The sequence below is a fragment of the Streptococcus infantis genome, from assembly GCF_047460685.1.
GTDB lineage: Bacteria > Bacillota > Bacilli > Lactobacillales > Streptococcaceae > Streptococcus > Streptococcus infantis_AD.
On the sequence record NZ_JASHFS010000014.1, the window covers coordinates 23,830 to 42,495 of the forward strand.

The window sequence follows — 18,666 nt, forward strand, 5'->3', positions numbered from 1 at the left end:
AGGAAATAGATGATTACGCATTTTAAAGGTTTTGTTTATGGAGTAGACGCAAGTGCTATGTTTGCACAAGCTATGTCTTTGTTACAGAAGGGATTGATTGCGGTTGGTGCCTTTCTCGTTGTTGTGGGGATTGTCAATCTTGCAACCAACATTAAAGATGGTGGACCAGGTGTTCGGAATGCCATTCTGGAAATTGTCGGTGGAGTAATGGTAGGGGCTGCTGGAGCCTTTGTAACTCAAATTTCAATTTAGGAGGATAAACAATGACATGAATCTTAGTTTAGTCTCACCCTTTGTTTACCTTGCATCTGAAAAAATATCAGCTGAAAATTTATTTGAAGGATTTAATGTGGATTTACAATCTACGGTAGATCTGATTAAATCTCTATCTAGCTACAATCCAACAGTTTGGACTTATATGTCTAGTATTACTAAAAGTGTCATGCAACCTCTTGGAGTTGCGATTTTATCAGTTGTTCTCATCTTAGAATTTTCGAAGATGGCAAAGAAAATTGCTAACTCAGGTGGAGCGATGACCTTTGAAGCATTAGCGCCGATGTTGATTAGTTATATTATGGTCGCAGTTGTAATTACCAATACTACCGTTATTGTAGAAGCTATCATCGGGATTGCGAGTCACGCCATTGAACAAGTGGCCTCGATTGTGGCTCACGGTGGGGCAAAGTATGATACACTCTCTGGATTAAAAGGTTCAGGATTTATTGGCCGGATGATTGTGGGCTTTTTCGCCCTCCTCATTTGGCTTGTTCGGATAGTAAGTGCAGCCATGGTTAATCTTTTGGTATCTATTCGATTTATTCAACTCTACCTTATGATTCCATTTGCCCCTCTTACGATTCCAACATTTTTAAGTGATGAATGGAAGTCTATTGGTATTGGTTATTTAAAAAATATTATGGTTTATGCGGTACAAGGGGTTCTCATTTTTCTGATTGTTTCTCTTGTTCCTTTGTTTGAATCTGCTGGGAAAATAGCTGTTTCAAATGGTGCAGGAGTCTTGCAATCACTTGCGATTATGTTTGGTAGTTTGGTACAAGCTATCTTACTGATTATTGCCCTCGTTGGTTCTCAACGTACGGCTCGCTCAATTTTAGGTATGTAATTAGATAAAGGCTAGGAAGTGATTGCTTCTTAGCCTTTTTAGAAAGGAAAGTCATGAATACACGTGTCTTTAAAGACATCTCAAAATACCAACACAGGGCTTGGTTAGGTTTCACCACAAGACAAATCATCTTTGTTTTACCAGCCTTTATTGTCACAATTATTGTTTTGGGCTTGAATCTCTTTTTCTGGCAATTTGGAGATTGGTTTGTTTACGGTTTTGTGTTTGCCTTTACCATCCCCCTCATGCTTTTTGGAGTCTATAAACCCAATGATTTATATTTTGAACATTATTTGAAATACCGTCTTCATTTTGAACTAACGATACCCCTACGCACAATTTCAGGAAAGAAAGGACTTGAACATGAAAAGAAAATCAAATACATTAAAGAAACAAAAAACTTCAACGACTAATAAAAAGGAAGAAGTTAAAGATAAAAAAGAGGAAGTGTTACCATCAACGGCTAATACTCTTTCCTATCAAGCCTTGTATCAAAATGGTCTGATGCAGGTAAAAGAAGATTATTTTTCACAAAGCTATTTACTTGGTGATGTCAATTACCAGACCGTTGGTTTAGAAGATAAGGGCGCAATCATTGAGAAGTATTCTGATTTGATTAACTCTTTAGATGACCAAACCAACTTCCAATTGACCATCTTTAATAAAAGATTGAATTTAGAAAAGTTTAGACAGAGTGTTTTGTATGAGGAAAAAGAAGATGGGTACGATAGCTATCGTAAAGAATTGAATCGGATGATGAATCAAAATTTAGACAGTGGGGAAAATAACTTTTCAGCTGTGAAACTGATTAGCTTTGGTAGAAAGGATTCTAATCCCAAACAAGCCTATCGTTCCTTGTCTCAAATTGGAGAATATTTCAAGAGTGGTTTCTCAGAAATTGATGCTCGATTTGAATCCTTGGCTGGAGAAGAACGGGTGAACTTGTTGGCAGATATGCTTAGAGGAGAACATCATCTTCCTTTTTCTTACCGTGATTTAACGAGATCTGGTCAGACAACTCGTCACTTCATAGCACCTAATCTCTTGGATTTTAAAAATAAGAATTACCTACAAATCAATGACCGCTTATTACAGATTGTCTATGTGAGAGACTACGGTATGGAATTAGGGGATCAGTTTATCCGAGACCTCATGCAAGGAGATCTGGAATTGATTGTAAGCCTTCATGCTCAAAGTTCGACCAAGGCAGATGCCATGAAGAAACTACGAACAAAGAAAACCTTAATGGAATCCCAAAAGATTGGGGAACAACAAAAACTAGCTCGTACAGGTATCTATTTGGAAAAAGTAGGTCATGTATTAGAAAGCAATATCGATGAAGCTGAGGAACTCTTAAAAACCATGACCGAGACAGGAGATAAACTATTTCAAACGGTCTTCTTGATTGGGGTCTTTGGTCAGGATGAAGAAGAACTCAAACAAGCCCTAGACACTATCCAACAAGTGGCCGGCTCAAATGACCTAATGATTGATAAACTTCCATATATGCAAGAAGCAGCCTTTAATAGTTTGCTGCCATTTGGTTGTGATTTTTTAGAGGGAGTATCACGGAGTTTATTAACATCTAATGTAGCAGTAAACTCACCTTGGACTTCAGTAGATTTACAAGACCGTAGTGGGAAATATTACGGTATCAATCAAATCTCAAGCAATATTATTACCATTGATCGCAGCCTATTAAATACACCGTCTGGTCTGATTTTAGGAACATCTGGAGCTGGGAAAGGGATGGCAACTAAGCATGAAATTATCACGACCAAAATCAAGGAATCTGGTGAAAATACTGAAATTATCATCGTGGATCCAGAAGCAGAATACAGTGTCATTGGACGAGCTTTTGGGGGAGAAATGATTGATATTGCGCCCGATTCCCAAACTTATCTCAATGTCCTTGACTTGTCTGAGGAAAATATGGATGAGGATCCTGTAAAGGTAAAATCAGAATTTCTTTTATCTTTTATTGGCAAGTTATTGGATAGAAAAATGGATGGGAGAGAAAAATCGATTATAGACCGAGTCACTAGACTCACCTATCAGTCATTTAAAGAGCCTTCTTTGGAAGAATGGGTCTTTGTCTTGAGCCAACAACCAGAAGAAGAAGCGCAGAATTTGGCACTTGATATGGAACTGTATGTTGAAGGTTCTCTTGATATTTTTTCTCATAAGACCAATATTCAGACAGGATCTAACTTCTTAATCTATAACGTTAAAAAGTTAGGAGATGAGCTGAAACAAATCGCTCTTATGGTTGTTTTTGATCAGATATGGAATCGTGTCGTTCGGAACCAAAAATTAGGGAAGAAGACCTGGATTTATTTTGATGAAATGCAGCTTCTTTTATTAGATAAATATGCCAGTGATTTCTTCTTTAAATTGTGGAGTCGTGTCAGAAAATATGGAGCCAGTCCGACTGGGATAACCCAAAATGTCGAAACCTTATTGTTAGATCCAAATGGTAGACGGATTATTGCCAATAGTGAATTTATGATTCTCCTCAAGCAAGCAAAAAATGACCGAGAAGAACTAGTTCAACTCTTAGGCTTGTCAAAAGAACTCGAAAAATACCTAGTCAATCCAGAAAAAGGGGCAGGACTAATAAAAGCTGGTTCAGTTGTCGTTCCCTTTAAAAATAAGATTCCCCAAGGTACACAATTGTTTGATATCATGAGTACAGATCCTGATAAAATGGCTTCTAATTAAGGGGAAGGTAAATGAAGGATAAGAGAGAAATCATACGTGCCCGAAAGGCATTTAGAAGAAGTCTAAAAGATGAGAAGAAATTCTTAAAACAAGGAAAGAAGGAGGTGAGAAAACAGAAAAAAGATTCCGCTGTACTGGATGAAAAAGCATGGAAAAATGAGATAAAGCAAAAGCTGGAGAATATGAGAGAAGCTTCAAAGGCTAGAGTAAAACAAGCAAATGAAGACTACAATCATATTCTTCAAAATAGTCCTCCATCACTTTTGAATCGGAAAGAATTAAGAGATAGACGATTGCCTCATGCTAGGAAACGATTGAAAATAGCCAAGAAACAATTTAAGGAAGCTAAGGTTGAAGCAAAAGAAGAAAGAAAAGAGAGTCGTAAAGAAAGAAAAACCAATCAAAAATTTCTTTACGGTCAGGAATCGAAACATAAATCTAATTTTTTCTTTCAAGGGAAGAGTTTAGAAGAATTAAAAGCTAAGAAAGAAGTCAAAGCCGCAAAAGAGAATCTAAAATCTACTAAGCAAGCCTATAAGTTCAAAAAAATCAGTAGGAAAGCCAAAACCTTTCTTTATGTCCTTGGACGTGAAGGTGGAGAGTTAGCTTCAGAAAATGAAGATTTAGAAAGTTATCGCACACTTCATGAGACCATTAGAAAAGGGAAACGCTACAGTCGGCTTTCTTATAATCTTGGAAAAGCTAGTGTCAAAACAGGACAAGCAACAGGTCGTTTTACCAAGAAAAGACTGACCAACACAAAAGAGCGATACCATCATTTTAAGGATGGAAAAGGATGGAAACTAACTAAAGATAATCCAAGTTCCTTTAAAAATCGGTATCGAAAATTAAAGAAACAAGGTCTTTTAAGTGTCCGAAATATCTATCAAAAATTAAAAGCAGCCTTTTCCTTCTTTACATTTGTGGCTGGAAATCCTGTAACCTGGATAGTTGGAGGAATAGTCTTTCTTCTTTTACTTATGATGAGCTTCTTTTTAGGATTTTCATCTGCTAGTTTGATTCAACAAGATGAATTTGAATTAACAAAAGCTTATACCCACCTAACTTGGGAAGATGCAGAACATACTCGCACAAATGACAAAGGAATTACTTATTACACAAAAGTTGATGATGTGATGGGGTATATGAACTTTAAATTCCATGACTATGAGTTACACAAACCAGTTCACTTATTTAGTTCAGAATCTTACAAGGATTATCTGTCTACTTTGTGGCATGATTTAAACGATGGGGATGATTTGAAATCCATGCAAGACCTCTATGAAACTCCTAAGTATAAACTATCGAGAGACGATCAAGAGGAAATAAAGGAACTAAAAGAAGAGGGTGTCTATGCTTCCATGCAGGAATTGGACAATCCATTTGAGGGGAAAAGCAACGAAGATAGTCTAACCATGACTTATCGTTATGGATACTATGATTTAGACGGAAAACCTACTCTTCAGGAGTATATTCTACTAGAAGCGAAGGCTCACCAAACAATTGTCGCACCAATGGATGGTGTTGTATCTCTAGACGGAGATGATGTTATTCTCACTAACGGAAAAGGAGAGAATGAGAGTCGATTGACCTTGTATTCTATTCATAATGGCCGTGCGATTGAGGGGACAAGAGTCCTAACGGGTGATATTATTGGTGAAACACCAGACGATACAGGTTTGAAAGTTTCCTATCAAAAGTATAAAAACAAGAAAGAAAAATTGGTGTATGTCAATCCGCAATTTTATTTTCCAAAAGTCATTCAACTTCAGACCACTATCTTACCAGCCATTGGTCAGTTTGGTGGGGATGAGTTTGAACGAGCAAAACATATTTATGAGTTTTTGAAATCTCAAGGGGCAAGTCCCCAAGCCATTGCGGCAATTTTAGGAAATTGGTCGGTAGAGTCTTCTATTAATCCTAAACGAGCTGAAGGAGATTATTTATCTCCTCCTGTTGGCGCTACCGATTCCTCATGGGATGATGAAAGCTGGTTAGCGATTGGAGGTCCAGCCATTTATAGTGGTGCTTATCCTAATATTCTTCATAGAGGTCTAGGTTTAGGGCAATGGACAGATACCGCAGATGGGTCAACACGGCATACAGCCTTGTTAAATTATGCACGCACCCAAAATAAGAAATGGTATGATTTAGACCTACAACTTGATTTTATGCTTCATGGGGATAGTCCTTACTATCAAAGTTGGTTAAAGGATTTCTTTAAAAATACAGGCAGTGCAGCCAATCTGGCCCAACTCTTTCTGACCTATTGGGAGGGAAATTCTGGTGACAAACTACTGGAAAGACAAACCAGAGCAACGGAATGGTATTACCAAATTGAAAAAGGCTTTAGTCAAACAAATGGAGGACAGGCAAAAAGTGATCCACAATCCCTTGAAGGGGTTCGTGGGGACTTGTATGATCATTCTGTTCCTGGTGGTGGAGATGGTATGGCCTATGCTTATGGACAATGTACATGGGGTGTTGCGGCTCGTATGAACCAGTTAGGCTTAAAATTAAAAGGTAGAAATGGAGAAAAGATTTCAATCATTAATACCATGGGAAATGGTCAAGACTGGGTTGCGACAGCTTCAAGTCTTGGTGGGGAAACGGGCTCTACACCAAGAGCAGGTGCTATTGTTTCTTTTGTAGGAGGTACACATGGTACACCAGCCAGCTATGGTCATGTGGCTTTTGTAGAGAAGGTCTATGATGATGGTTCTTTCCTTGTGTCTGAAACCAACTATGGTGGCAATCCTAACTATACCTTTAGAAAAATCTCTCAAGCAGATAGTGCCATCAGTTTTGCTTATACGACCAAATAGAAGAGTTTACACTTGAAATTGTAGCTATTTAAAGATACAATATGTCTATAAATGAGTGGTCGGCTCATGGTCAATCTGATAGTAATCTTGGACATAAGGGCCAAGCGGTGGCGGACACCAGAACAAAATCCGATAGCAATCTTGGACGTACGGGCCAAGCGGTGGCAGACACCAGAATAAACCGACTGATTAGGTGGCTTACAGGTTCAGTAAGTCATCTTTTTTATTTGAAAAATAGCATAAAAATCTAGTTATCCGCATAAAAACTGGACTTATCACACTTTATCAAGGTCAAAACCACTCAATTTACTACTAATTTACTACTTATGAATGAGCTTTGATACGACGATTTATCCTTGAAAAGTGAAGATATAAAGATACTTCCAATAAAATTTGAATATTTAATAGGTAGACACTTCAAAAAATGAGGTGTCTATTTTTTTACCCGATTTTGAAAGGAAGTGAACTTATGAAAACAAAAAATCAAGAATCAAAAGGTCGTTCCCCACTCTTTAAGACCATCAAACATTCATTCAGCCAATAAAAAAGAAAGGATAGGTAAAAATATGGAACTTAAATTTGTGATTCCCAACATGGAAAAAACATTCGGCAATTTAGAATTTGCTGGCGAGGATAAAGTCGTTCAGCGAAGAATCAACGGACGGCTAACTGTCTTATCAAGAAGCTATAATCTCTATTCTGATGTTCAAAGAGCAGATGATATTGTGGTGGTGCTTCCTGCTGAAGCTGGCGAAAAACATTTCGGCTTTGAGGAACGTGTGAAGTTAGTCAATCCACGTATTACCGCAGAGGGCTACAAAATCGGCACTCGTGGTTTTACAAATTACCTTTTACATGCTGACGACATGATAAAAGAATAAAGAAAGAGAGGAAAAATGATGAGATTAGCAAATGGCATTGTATTAGATAAAGACACGACTTTTGGAGAATTGAAATTCTCTGCTCTACGTCGTGAAGTGAGAATCCAAAATGAAGACGGGTCGGTTTCAGATGAAATCAAGGAACGTACCTATGACTTAAAATCCAAAGGACAAGGACGCATGATTCAAGTAAGTATTCCTGCCAGCGTGCCTTTGAAAGAGTTTGATTATAACGCACGGGTGGAACTTATCAATCCCATTGCGGACACCGTTGCTACTGCCACCTATCAAGGAGCAGATGTTGACTGGTATATCAAGGCAGACGATATTGTGCTGACAAAGGATTCTAGTTCATTCAAAGCTCAACCACAAGCAAAGAAAGAACCGACACAAGACAAATAGTCGCTAGGTAGAAAGGAGACTTTTTCGCATGAAACAGCGTGGTAAAAGGATTCGCCCATCTGGTAAAGATTTAGTCTTTCATTTTACGATAGCGTCACTCCTGCCTGTTTTCCTGCTGGTTGTCGGACTGTTTCATGTGAAGACAATCCAGCAGATCAACTGGCAGGATTTTAACCTATCACAAGCAGATAAGATTGACATTCCCTATTTAATTATCAGTTTCAGTGTCGCAATTCTTATCTGCTTGCTGGTAGCGTTTGTATTCAAACGGGTTCGCTATGATACGGTTAAACAACTTTACCACCGTCAAAAACTGGCAAAGATGATACTTGAAAACAAGTGGTATGAATCTGAACAGGTCAAAACAGAGGGTTTCTTTAAAGATAGTGCTGGTCGTACAAAGGAAAAGATAACCTACTTCCCTAAAATGTATTATCGACTTAAAAATGGCTTGATACAGATACGGGTGGAAATCACGCTGGGAAAATATCAAGACCAACTCTTACACTTGGAAAAGAAATTAGAGAGTGGCTTGTACTGTGAGCTGACGGATAAAGAGTTAAAGGATTCCTATGTGGAATATACTTTGCTCTATGACACCATAGCCAGTCGTATTTCTATTGATGAAGTAGAAGCTAAAGATGGTAAACTTCGCTTAATGAAAAACGTATGGTGGGAATATGATAAGCTCCCTCATATGTTGATTGCTGGTGGTACAGGTGGCGGTAAAACTTACTTTATACTGACACTGATTGAAGCCTTGCTTCATACAGATTCAAAACTGTATATTCTTGACCCGAAAAATGCTGACCTTGCGGACTTAGGTTCTGTGATGGCAAATGTCTACTATAGAAAAGAAGACTTGCTTTCTTGCATTGAAACATTCTATGAAGAAATGATGAAACGTAGTGAGGAAATGAAGCAGATGAAGAACTATAAGACTGGCAAAAATTATGCTTACTTAGGTCTCCCGGCACACTTCTTAATCTTTGATGAATACGTCGCTTTCATGGAAATGCTGGGAACAAAAGAAAACACCGCAGTTATGAATAAGCTGAAACAGATTGTCATGTTAGGTCGTCAAGCTGGCTTCTTTCTAATACTGGCTTGTCAACGTCCAGACGCAAAATATTTAGGCGACGGAATCCGTGATCAGTTTAATTTCAGAGTGGCTTTAGGTCGTATGTCTGAAATGGGCTATGGCATGATGTTTGGCAGTGACGTACAAAAGGATTTCTTCTTAAAGCGAATCAAAGGTCGTGGCTATGTTGATGTAGGAACAAGTGTCATATCAGAGTTTTATACTCCCCTTGTACCAAAAGGATATGATTTCTTGGAGGAAATTAAAAAGTTATCCAACAGCAGACAGTCCACGCAGGCGACGTGCGAAGCGGAAGTCGCAGGTGTGGACTGATCTTGCTGGCTGGTGTGGCAATAGCCACGCCAGCACTTAACCCCCCGTATCTAACAGGGGGGTACAAATCGACAGGAAACAGTCAAAAAAACATTAGAAAATCCTTTGGTTACAAGGGATTTACAAAATTTCAGCGTATGTCAAATGGGCTTTAAAAGTTGACATACGCCTTTTTGATTGGAGGGATTTTTACTGAATGAACAAACTTGGTTACAGCATTTAAAAGAAAAACGCTTGGCTTATGGACTATCTCAAAACCGTTTAGCTGTTGCGACTGGTATTACAAGGCAGTATCTAAGCGATATTGAAACAGGAAAAGTCAAGCCATCAGAGGATTTACAGCAGTCCCTTTGGGAAGCTCTGGAACGCTTCAATCCCGACGCTCCCCTTGAAATGCTGTTTGATTATGTAAGAATTCGCTTTCCGACAACAGACGTACAGCAGGTGGTCGAAAACATCTTACAACTGAAACTGTCCTATTTTCTTCATGAGGACTATGGTTTCTATTCTTATTCAGAGCATTATGCTTTAGGCGACATATTCGTCCTTTGCTCCCATGAACTGGACAAAGGAGTTCTGGTGGAATTGAAAGGTCGTGGGTGCAGACAATTTGAAAGCTATCTTCTGGCACAACAAAGAAGCTGGTATGAGTTCTTTATGGACGTTTTGGTGGCTGGCGGTGTGATGAAACGCCTTGACCTTGCCATTAACGATAAGACAGGGATTTTAAATATCCCTGTACTCACTGAAAAGTGCCAACAGGAAGAATGTATCTCCGTCTTCCGCAGTTTTAAAAGCTATCGCAGTGGCGAACTGGTACGCAAAGAGGAAAAGGAATGTATGGGAAACACCCTCTATATCGGTTCATTACAAAGTGAAGTTTATTTCTGTATCTATGAAAAGGACTACGAGCAGTACAAGAAAAATGATGTTCCCATTGAAGACGCAGAAGTAAAAAACCGTTTTGAGATTCGATTGAAAAATGAGCGTGCCTATTATGCAGTCCGTGATTTACTCGTCTATGACAATCCAGAGCATACCGCCTTTAAAATTATCAATCGGTATATCCGTTTTGTAGATAAAGACGATTCCAAACCTCGTTCTGATTGGAAACTGAATGAAGAATGGGCTTGGTTTATTGGGAACAATCGTGAACGATTAAAACTAACCACAAAACCAGAGCCTTACTCCTTCCAAAGGACGCTGAACTGGCTATCTCATCAAGTTGCCCCGACCTTAAAGGTTGCGATTAAACTTGATGAAATCAACCAGACGCAGGTTGTAAAAGACATTCTCGACCATGCGAAACTGACAGACCGACACAAGCAGATTTTGAAGCAACAGTCAGTAAAAGAACAGGACGTGATAACAACAAAAAAATAACTCAAATACAAATTCATTGAATATAGAGAGGAGAACATTTTTATGAATTTTGGACAAAACCTTTATAACTGGTTTCTATCAAACGCTCAATCACTGGTGCTTTTAGCAATCGTTGTGATTGGCTTGTATCTTGGCTTCAAGCGTGAGTTTAGCAAACTGATTGGCTTTTTAATTATTGCGATTATTGCGGTTGGCTTAGTCTTCAACGCTGCTGGAGTAAAAGACATTTTACTAGAGCTATTCAATCGCATTATTGGTGCTTAAATAAAACCGTTCTTTTGTGGAATATAAGTGGTTTTCTTATGTTCCGCAAAGGAATGGTACACCAAACGAAGTGCGGTAGGGATTTTTGAATCTCTACAAAGAAAGGACGTGAATATATGGACGATATGCAAGTCTATATTGCGAATTTAGGCAAATACAATGAGGGCGAATTGGTCGGTGCGTGGTTTACCTTTCCCATTGACTTTGAGGAAGTCAAAGAGAAAATCGGCTTGAATGATGAATATGAGGAATACGCCATTCATGACTACGAGTTACCCTTTACGGTTGACGAATACACTTCCATTGGCGAACTCAATCGACTATGGGAAATGGTATCGGAATTACCCGAAGAATTACAATCGGAGCTATCTGCTCTGCTCACTCATTTTTCAAGCATTGAAGAACTAAGCGAACATCAAGAGGATATTATCATTCATTCCGATTGTGATGATATGTATGACGTGGCACGCTACTACATTGAAGAAACGGGTGCTTTAGGCGAAGTACCAGCTAGTCTTCAAAACTATATTGATTATCAAGCCTATGGTCGGGATTTAGACCTTTCAGGAACGTTTATCTCAACCAATCATGGGATTTTTGAAATCGTCTATTAAATCTGTCGGTACATTACTACTGGCAGATTTTCTATTTTACGGGGTGGCTCAATCAGCTACCCCTATTTTTTATGAAAGGATTGATTACATGAAGAAAATACGAAGCTATACCAGTATCTGGTCTGTGGAAAAGGTACTGTATTCTATCAATGATTTTAGACTTCCGTTTCCCATAACCTTTACGCAAATGACATGGTTTGTCGTGTCACTCTTTGCAGTGATGATACTTGGCAACTTGCCCCCTCTTTCCATGATAGAGGGAGCATTTCTCAAATACTTTGGGATTCCTGTGGCTTTCACATGGTTTATGTCTACAAAAACTTTTGATGGTAAAAAGCCTTATGGATTTTTGAAGTCTGTCATTGCTTATGCACTGCGACCAAAGCTGACCTATGCAGGAAAAAAAGTAACGCTTGGCAGAAACCAGCCACAAGAAGCCATTACAGCAGTTAGGAGTGAATTTTATGGCATATCCAATTAAATACATTGAAAACAATCTCGTCTGGAATAAAGACGGGGAATGTTATGCTTACTATGAGCTTGTTCCTTACAATTACTCATTTCTAAGTCCAGAACAGAAAATACAAGTGCATGATTCTTTCAGACAGCTTATCGCACAAAATCGTGATGGCAAAATTCATGCTTTACAAATCAGTACAGAATCCAGCATACGTTCTGCACAAGAGCGTTCCAAAAATGAAGTCACTGGCAAGCTCAAAGCGGTTGCCTATGACAAAATCGACCAACAGACAGACGCTTTAATATCCATGATTGGCGAAAATCAAGTGAACTACCGTTTCTTTATCGGCTTTAAGTTGCTTCTCAACGATCAGGAGTTTTCTATGAAAAGTCTTACCGTTGAAGCAAAAAATGCTTTGTCTGATTTTGTCTATGATGTGAACCATAAGCTGATGGGCGATTTTGTTAGTATGAGTAATGATGAAATCCTGCGTTTTCAGAAGATGGAAAAGCTCTTAGAAAATAAAATCTCTCGTCGTTTCAAAATCCGCAGGTTAGATAAGGACGACTTCGGCTATCTGATTGAACACCTTTACGGACAGACAGGCACTGCCTATGAAGAGTATGAGTACCATCTATCAAAGAAAAAGCTGGATAATGAAACGCTGATTAAATACTATGACTTGATTAAGCCTACTCGCTGTTTGGTGGAAGAAAAACAGCGATATTTGAAAATCCAGCAGGAAGATGAAACCGTCTATGTAGCTTACTTTACCATTAACAGCATTGTCGGAGAACTGGACTTCCCGTCCTCTGAAATCTTCTACTACCAGCAACAGCAATTTACATTCCCGATTGATACGTCAATGAATGTGGAAATTGTAGCGAATCGTAAAGCCCTATCTACTGTCCGCAATAAAAAGAAAGAACTGAAAGACTTGGATAACCACGCTTGGCAAAGTGATAATGAAACCAGCTCCAATGTGGCGGAAGCTCTGGAAAGTGTGAATGAGCTGGAAACCAATTTAGACCAAAGCAAGGAATCTATGTACAAGCTGTCTTATGTGGTAAGGGTATCAGCAAATGATCTTGACGAACTCAAACGTCGTTGTAATGAAGTGAAAGATTTTTATGACGATTTAAGCGTAAAACTGGTACGACCATTTGGGGATATGCTCGGCTTACATGAAGAATTTTTACCTGCCAGCAAGCGTTATATGAATGATTATATTCAATACGTGACCTCTGATTTCCTCGCTGGTTTAGGTTTTGGTGCTACTCAAATGCTGGGGGAAAATGAGGGGATTTATGTTGGCTACAGCTTAGATACTGGACGCAATGTCTATCTGAAACCTGCTCTTGCCAGTCAAGGGGTTAAGGGTTCAGTAACCAATGCGTTAGCGTCGGCTTTTGTTGGTTCGCTGGGTGGTGGTAAATCCTTTGCGAATAACCTTATCGTCTATTATGCGGTGCTTTATGGGGCACAAGCAGTGATTGTAGACCCAAAAGCAGAACGAGGCAGATGGAAAGAAACCTTGCCAGAGATTTCCCATGAAATCAATATCGTCACTCTGACTTCTGATGAGAAAAACAAAGGCTTACTTGACCCTTATGTGATTATGAAAAATCCCAAAGATTCTGAATCACTGGCTATTGATATTCTGACATTCCTTACGGGGATTTCCTCTCGTGATGGGGAACGCTTCCCAATCCTTAGAAAAGCCATTCGTGCAGTAACCAATAGTGAAGTACGAGGGTTGATGAAAGTGATTGAGGAATTACGGGTTGAGAATACGCCACTAAGTACCAGTATAGCCGACCATATCGAAAGTTTTATAGACTATGACTTTGCACATTTATTATTCAGTAATGGTTATGTGGAGCAGTCTATCAGCTTAGAAAAACAACTGAACATTATACAGGTTGCGGACTTGGTACTTCCCGACAAGGAAACTTCCTTTGAGGAATATACCACTATGGAGCTTTTATCCGTTGCTATGCTGATTGTCATTAGTACCTTTGCTTTAGACTTTATCCATACAGACCGAAGCATTTTCAAGATTGTAGATTTAGACGAAGCATGGAGCTTTTTACAGGTAGCACAAGGAAAAACACTATCTATGAAGCTGGTTCGGGCTGGTCGTGCTATGAACGCTGGGGTATATTTCGTGACCCAAAATACAGACGACCTCTTAGATGAAAAACTGAAAAATAACCTCGGCTTAAAATTTGCATTTCGTTCCACTGACCTTAACGAGATTAAAAAGACCTTAGCCTTTTTTGGTGTAGACCCAGAGGACGAAAACAATCAGAAGCGATTGCGTGATTTGGAAAACGGGCAATGCCTTATCAGTGATTTATATGGTCGTGTCGGTGTGATACAGTTCCACCCTGTATTTGAAGAACTGCTCCATGCCTTTGATACCAGACCACCTGTGCGAAAAGAGGTGTAAATGTGAAACCATCAATAGTAAACAGAATAAAATCAAACTGGACGCTGAAACGTCTAGGTAAAGTGGCAATGACAGTGGCTTTCACACTTGTGATTGCCATTTTTCTTTTAGCCATGCTGGGAACGGTGGTTCAAGCTGCGGGCTTGGTAGATGATACGGTCAATGTGGCAAATGAATACAGCCGATACCCACTTGAAAACTATCAACTGGATTTTTATGTGGATAATAGCTGGGGCTGGCTTCCGTGGAACTGGTCGGACGGGATTGGAAAACAGGTCATGTATGGACTATATGCCATTACCAATTTTATTTGGACAATCAGTTTGTATGTTTCCAATGCGACAGGTTACTTAGTACAGGAAGCCTATTCCTTAGACTTCATTTCCGCTACAGCAGATTCCATTGGTAAGAATATGCAGACCTTAGCTGGTGTGAGTGCAAACGGATTTTCAACAGAGGGTTTCTATGTTGGATTCCTCTTACTCTTGATTTTGGTTCTTGGGGTTTATGTTGCCTATACGGGACTGATAAAGAGAGAAACCACAAAGGCAATTCATGCCATTATGAATTTTGTGCTGGTGTTTATCCTATCGGCTTCCTTTATTGCCTACGCTCCCGACTACATTAAAAAAATCAATGACTTTTCATCAGACATCAGTAATGCCAGTTTATCACTTGGCACGAAGATTGTCATGCCCCATTCCGATAGTCAAGGCAAGGACAGCGTGGACTTAATCAGAGATAGCCTGTTTTCCATACAGGTTCAGCAACCGTGGCTACTGCTTCAATACAACAGTTCAGACATTGAAAGTATCGGTATTGACCGTGTGGAAAGCCTGCTCTCCACCAGCCCAGATTCCAACAATGGCGAAGACAGAGAAAAAATTGTTGCGGAAGAAATTGAAGACAGAAGCAATACCAATCTAACCATTACAAAGACCATTAACCGTTTAGGTACAGTCTTCTTCCTATTTGTCTTCAATATTGGGATTTCCATATTTGTATTCCTATTAACAGGAATCATGATTTTCTCGTAGGTACTTTTTATCATCTATGCTATGTTTCTGCCTGTGAGCTTTATTTTAAGCATGATTCCATCATTTGATGGTATGTCAAAACGAGCCATAACAAAGCTCTTTAATACCATTTTGACACGAGCTGGAATCACATTGATTATTACGACAGCATTTAGTATTTCAACCATGCTCTATACCTTATCGGCTGGTTATCCGTTCTTTTTGATTGCTTTTCTACAGATTGTGACCTTTGCAGGAATCTACTTCAAGCTGGGCGATTTAATGAGTATGTTTTCTCTACAGAGTAACGATTCTCAAAGTGTGGGAAGTCGTGTGATGAGAAAACCTCGTATGCTTATGCACGCTCACATGCACCGTCTACAGCGGAAACTTGGACGTTCCATGACTACTCTAGGGGCTGGGTCTGCCATTGTTACAGGTAAAAAAGGACAGTCGGGTTCGGGGAGTTCTGCAAGGACACAAGCAGATCACTCCCGACCAGACGGAAAGGAAAAATCAACACTTGGAAAACGTATCGGTCAAACCATCGGTACAGTAGCTGATACCAAAGACAGAATGGTAGACACTGCTAGTGGTTTGAAAGAACAGGTTAAAGATTTGCCGACCAATGCAAGATATGCAGTATATCAAGGAAAATCCAAAGTAAAAGAGAATGTCCGTGATTTAACCAGTAGTATTTCTCAAACCAAAGCGGACAGAGCCAGTGGACGCAAGGAACAGCAGGAACAAAGGCGAAAAACCATTGCGAAGCGTCGCTCTGAAATGGAACAGGTCAAACAGAAAAAACAGCCTGCTTCTTCTGTTCATGAAAGACCGACTACAAGACAAGAACAATATCATGATGAACAGACCTCAAAACAGTCTAATATTCAGACTTCATATAAGGAATCTCAACAAGCCAAACAAGAGCGTCCAGCAGTTAAGTCCGATTTTTCAAGTCCAAAAGTGGAACGCCAAGGCAATACCGTTCAAGAAAAAACCGTTCAAAAGCCAGCAACTTCAACCACTACAGCAGATAGAACTTCACAACGTCCAATCACAAAAGAACGTCCGTCTACTGTTCAAAGAGTACCACTACAAAATACAAGAAGTAGACCACCAATCAAAACCGCCACCATTAAGAAAGTCGGTAAGAAACCATGAAGTTGAAAACTTTAGTGATTGGTGGTTCTGGATTATTCTTGATGGTCTTCTCACTGCTTCTGTTTGTTGCCATTTTATTTTCAGATGAACAGGACAGCGGAATTTCCAATATTCATTATGGAGGTGTGAATGTTTCCGCAGAAGTGCTGGCTCATAAGCCTATGGTAGAAAAATATGCCAAAGAATATGGCGTTGAAGAATATGTCAACATACTTCTTGCGATTATACAGGTGGAATCGGGCGGTACTGCGGAAGATGTTATGCAGTCCTCGGAATCCCTCGGTCTTCCACCTAATTCATTGAGTACAGAAGAATCCATTAAGCAAGGTGTGAAGTATTTCAGTGAATTATTAGCCAGTAGCGAAAGGCTCAGTGTAGATTTAGAATCGGTTATCCAGTCCTACAATTATGGTGGTGGTTTCTTAGGGTATGTGGCTAATCGTGGAAATAAATATACCTTTGAACTGGCTCAAAGTTTCTCAAAAGAGTATTCAGGTGGCGAAAAAGTGTCTTACCCCAATCCCATAGCCATACCTATCAATGGGGGCTGGCGATACAACTATGGCAATATGTTTTATGTGCAACTGGTAACGCAGTATCTTGTCACAACAGAGTTTGATGATGATACGGTACAAGCCATCATGGACGAAGCACTGAAATATGAGGGCTGGCGATACGTTTACGGTGGAGCTTCCCCGACTACTTCTTTTGATTGTAGCGGACTGACACAATGGACGTATGGAAAAGCTGGAATTAACTTACCACGAACCGCACAACAGCAATATGATGTGACCCAGCATATCCCACTATCGGAAGCACAAGCTGGCGATTTGGTTTTCTTTCATTCTACCTATAACGCTGGCTCTTATATTACTCATGTTGGGATATACCTTGGCAATAACCGTATGTTTCATGCAGGCGACCCAATCGGTTATGCCGACTTAACAAGCCCCTACTGGCAACAGCATTTAGTGGGAGCAGGACGAATCAAACAATGAGAAAGGAAGATTTAATGATGAAATTTAGAAAAAATCAGAATAAAGAAAAACAGATACCAAAGGAAAAGAAACCTCGTGTCTACTATAAGGTCAATCCTCATAAAAAGGTTGTGATTGCCTTGTGGGTACTTTTAGGGCTTAGTTTCAGCTTTGCGATATTCAAGCACTTTACAGCTATAGATACTCATACTATTCACGAAACAACTATCATAGAAAAGGAATACGTTGATACTCATCATGTAGAAAATTTTGTAGAGAACTTTGCGAAAGTCTACTATTCATGGGAGCAATCCGATAAGTCCATTGATAATCGAATGGAAAGTCTAAAAGGCTATCTGACAGATGAACTTCAAGCTCTCAATGTTGATACAGTACGCAAAGATATTCCTGTATCGTCTTCTGTAAGAGGATTTCAGATATGGACGGTAGAGCCAACTGGCGACAATGAGTTTAATGTAACCTACAGTGTAGACCAGCTCATTACAGAGGGAGAAAATACAAAGACCGTCCACTCTGCTTATATAGTGAGTGTCTATGTAGATGGTTCTGGGAATATGGTACTGGTTAAGAATCCGACCATTACCAACATACCTAAGAAATCAAGTTATAAACCAAAAGCCATTGAAAGTGAGGGGACGGTTGATTCCATTACAACCAATGAAATCAATGAGTTTTTAACGACGTTCTTCAAGCTCTATCCTACAGCGACAGCCAGTGAACTTTCCTACTATGTGAATGACGGGATATTAAAACCAATCGGAAAAGAGTACATCTTTCAAGAACTGGTAAATCCTATTCACAATCGTAAGGATAATCAAGTCACGGTATCGCTGACAGTGGAGTATATCGACCAGCAGACCAAAGCAACGCAGGTATCTCAATTTGATTTGGTACTTGAAAAGAACGGGAGTAATTGGAAGATTATAGAATAACAAATATTGGTACATTA

16 protein-coding genes and 1 pseudogene are annotated in these 18,666 nt (G+C 39.4%); all 17 read left to right on the top strand.

The window, feature by feature from the left end:
* Positions 1-9: 9 nt before the first annotated feature.
* The 17 genes and pseudogenes from QM917_RS07760 to QM917_RS07840 all read left to right on the top strand — a co-directional run bounded on the left by QM917_RS07760 (position 10) and on the right by QM917_RS07840 (position 18,649).
* Positions 10-252 (top strand): hypothetical protein, encoded by a 243-nt coding sequence (locus QM917_RS07760; RefSeq protein ID WP_000627865.1) that lies wholly within the window; start codon positions 10-12, stop codon positions 250-252.
* A 16-nt stretch (positions 253-268) separates the two neighbouring features.
* Complete coding sequence (locus QM917_RS07765) at positions 269-1,123, top strand: conjugal transfer protein TrbL (protein WP_001054259.1); 855 nt, start codon at positions 269-271, stop codon at positions 1,121-1,123.
* A 53-nt stretch (positions 1,124-1,176) separates the two neighbouring features.
* Positions 1,177-1,536: a PrgI family protein gene (locus QM917_RS07770; RefSeq protein ID WP_050078386.1), complete on the top strand. Its 360-nt coding sequence runs from the start codon at positions 1,177-1,179 to the stop codon at positions 1,534-1,536.
* Positions 1,487-3,844, top strand: a complete 2,358-nt coding sequence (locus QM917_RS07775; RefSeq protein WP_050078388.1) for a VirB4-like conjugal transfer ATPase, CD1110 family — start codon at positions 1,487-1,489, stop codon at positions 3,842-3,844. Before QM917_RS07770 ends, QM917_RS07775 begins: the two co-directional genes overlap by 50 nt.
* Positions 3,845-3,855: 11 nt before the next feature.
* On the top strand, positions 3,856-6,669 hold the full coding sequence (locus QM917_RS07780; protein ID WP_083977865.1) for a phage tail tip lysozyme: 2,814 nt from the start codon (positions 3,856-3,858) through the stop codon (positions 6,667-6,669).
* A 566-nt stretch (positions 6,670-7,235) separates the two neighbouring features.
* Entirely contained in the window at positions 7,236-7,550 is a 315-nt protein-coding gene (locus tag QM917_RS07785; protein WP_000420682.1) for a YdcP family protein, read from the top strand.
* A 15-nt stretch (positions 7,551-7,565) separates the two neighbouring features.
* Positions 7,566-7,952 (top strand): YdcP family protein, encoded by a 387-nt coding sequence (locus QM917_RS07790; protein WP_000985015.1) that lies wholly within the window; start codon positions 7,566-7,568, stop codon positions 7,950-7,952.
* 28 nt (positions 7,953-7,980) lie between these two features.
* On the top strand, positions 7,981-9,366 hold the full coding sequence (locus tag QM917_RS07795; RefSeq protein WP_000813488.1) for an FtsK/SpoIIIE domain-containing protein: 1,386 nt from the start codon (positions 7,981-7,983) through the stop codon (positions 9,364-9,366).
* 2 nt (positions 9,367-9,368) lie between these two features.
* On the top strand, positions 9,369-9,521 hold the full coding sequence (locus QM917_RS07800; RefSeq protein WP_000879507.1) for a hypothetical protein: 153 nt from the start codon (positions 9,369-9,371) through the stop codon (positions 9,519-9,521).
* Between the two features lie 22 nt (positions 9,522-9,543).
* Complete coding sequence (gene mobT / locus QM917_RS07805; protein WP_414285424.1) at positions 9,544-10,749, top strand: MobT family relaxase; 1,206 nt, start codon at positions 9,544-9,546, stop codon at positions 10,747-10,749.
* 42 nt (positions 10,750-10,791) lie between these two features.
* Positions 10,792-11,013 carry a hypothetical protein gene (locus tag QM917_RS07810; RefSeq protein WP_001009056.1) on the top strand — a complete coding sequence of 74 codons (222 nt, stop codon included), beginning with the start codon at positions 10,792-10,794 and terminating at the stop codon, positions 11,011-11,013.
* 116 nt (positions 11,014-11,129) lie between these two features.
* Positions 11,130-11,627, top strand: a complete 498-nt coding sequence (locus QM917_RS07815) for an antirestriction protein ArdA (RefSeq protein WP_000342539.1) — start codon at positions 11,130-11,132, stop codon at positions 11,625-11,627.
* Positions 11,628-11,715: 88 nt separating this feature from the next.
* Complete coding sequence (locus QM917_RS07820) at positions 11,716-12,108, top strand: conjugal transfer protein (RefSeq protein ID WP_000723888.1); 393 nt, start codon at positions 11,716-11,718, stop codon at positions 12,106-12,108.
* On the top strand, positions 12,092-14,539 hold the full coding sequence (locus QM917_RS07825) for an ATP-binding protein (protein ID WP_414285425.1): 2,448 nt from the start codon (positions 12,092-12,094) through the stop codon (positions 14,537-14,539). Before QM917_RS07820 ends, QM917_RS07825 begins: the two co-directional genes overlap by 17 nt.
* Before the next feature lie 2 nt (positions 14,540-14,541).
* Positions 14,542-16,719, top strand: a pseudogene (locus QM917_RS07830) (CD3337/EF1877 family mobilome membrane protein).
* The gene (locus QM917_RS07835) at positions 16,716-17,717 is read left to right on the top strand and encodes a lysozyme family protein (RefSeq protein WP_000769868.1); all 1,002 of its coding nucleotides are present in this window, start codon (positions 16,716-16,718) and stop codon (positions 17,715-17,717) included. The pseudogene QM917_RS07830 and the gene QM917_RS07835 overlap by 4 nt, the downstream one beginning before the upstream one ends.
* Complete coding sequence (locus tag QM917_RS07840; RefSeq protein ID WP_001224320.1) at positions 17,714-18,649, top strand: conjugal transfer protein; 936 nt, start codon at positions 17,714-17,716, stop codon at positions 18,647-18,649. Before QM917_RS07835 ends, QM917_RS07840 begins: the two co-directional genes overlap by 4 nt.
* Positions 18,650-18,666 lie beyond the last annotated feature (17 nt).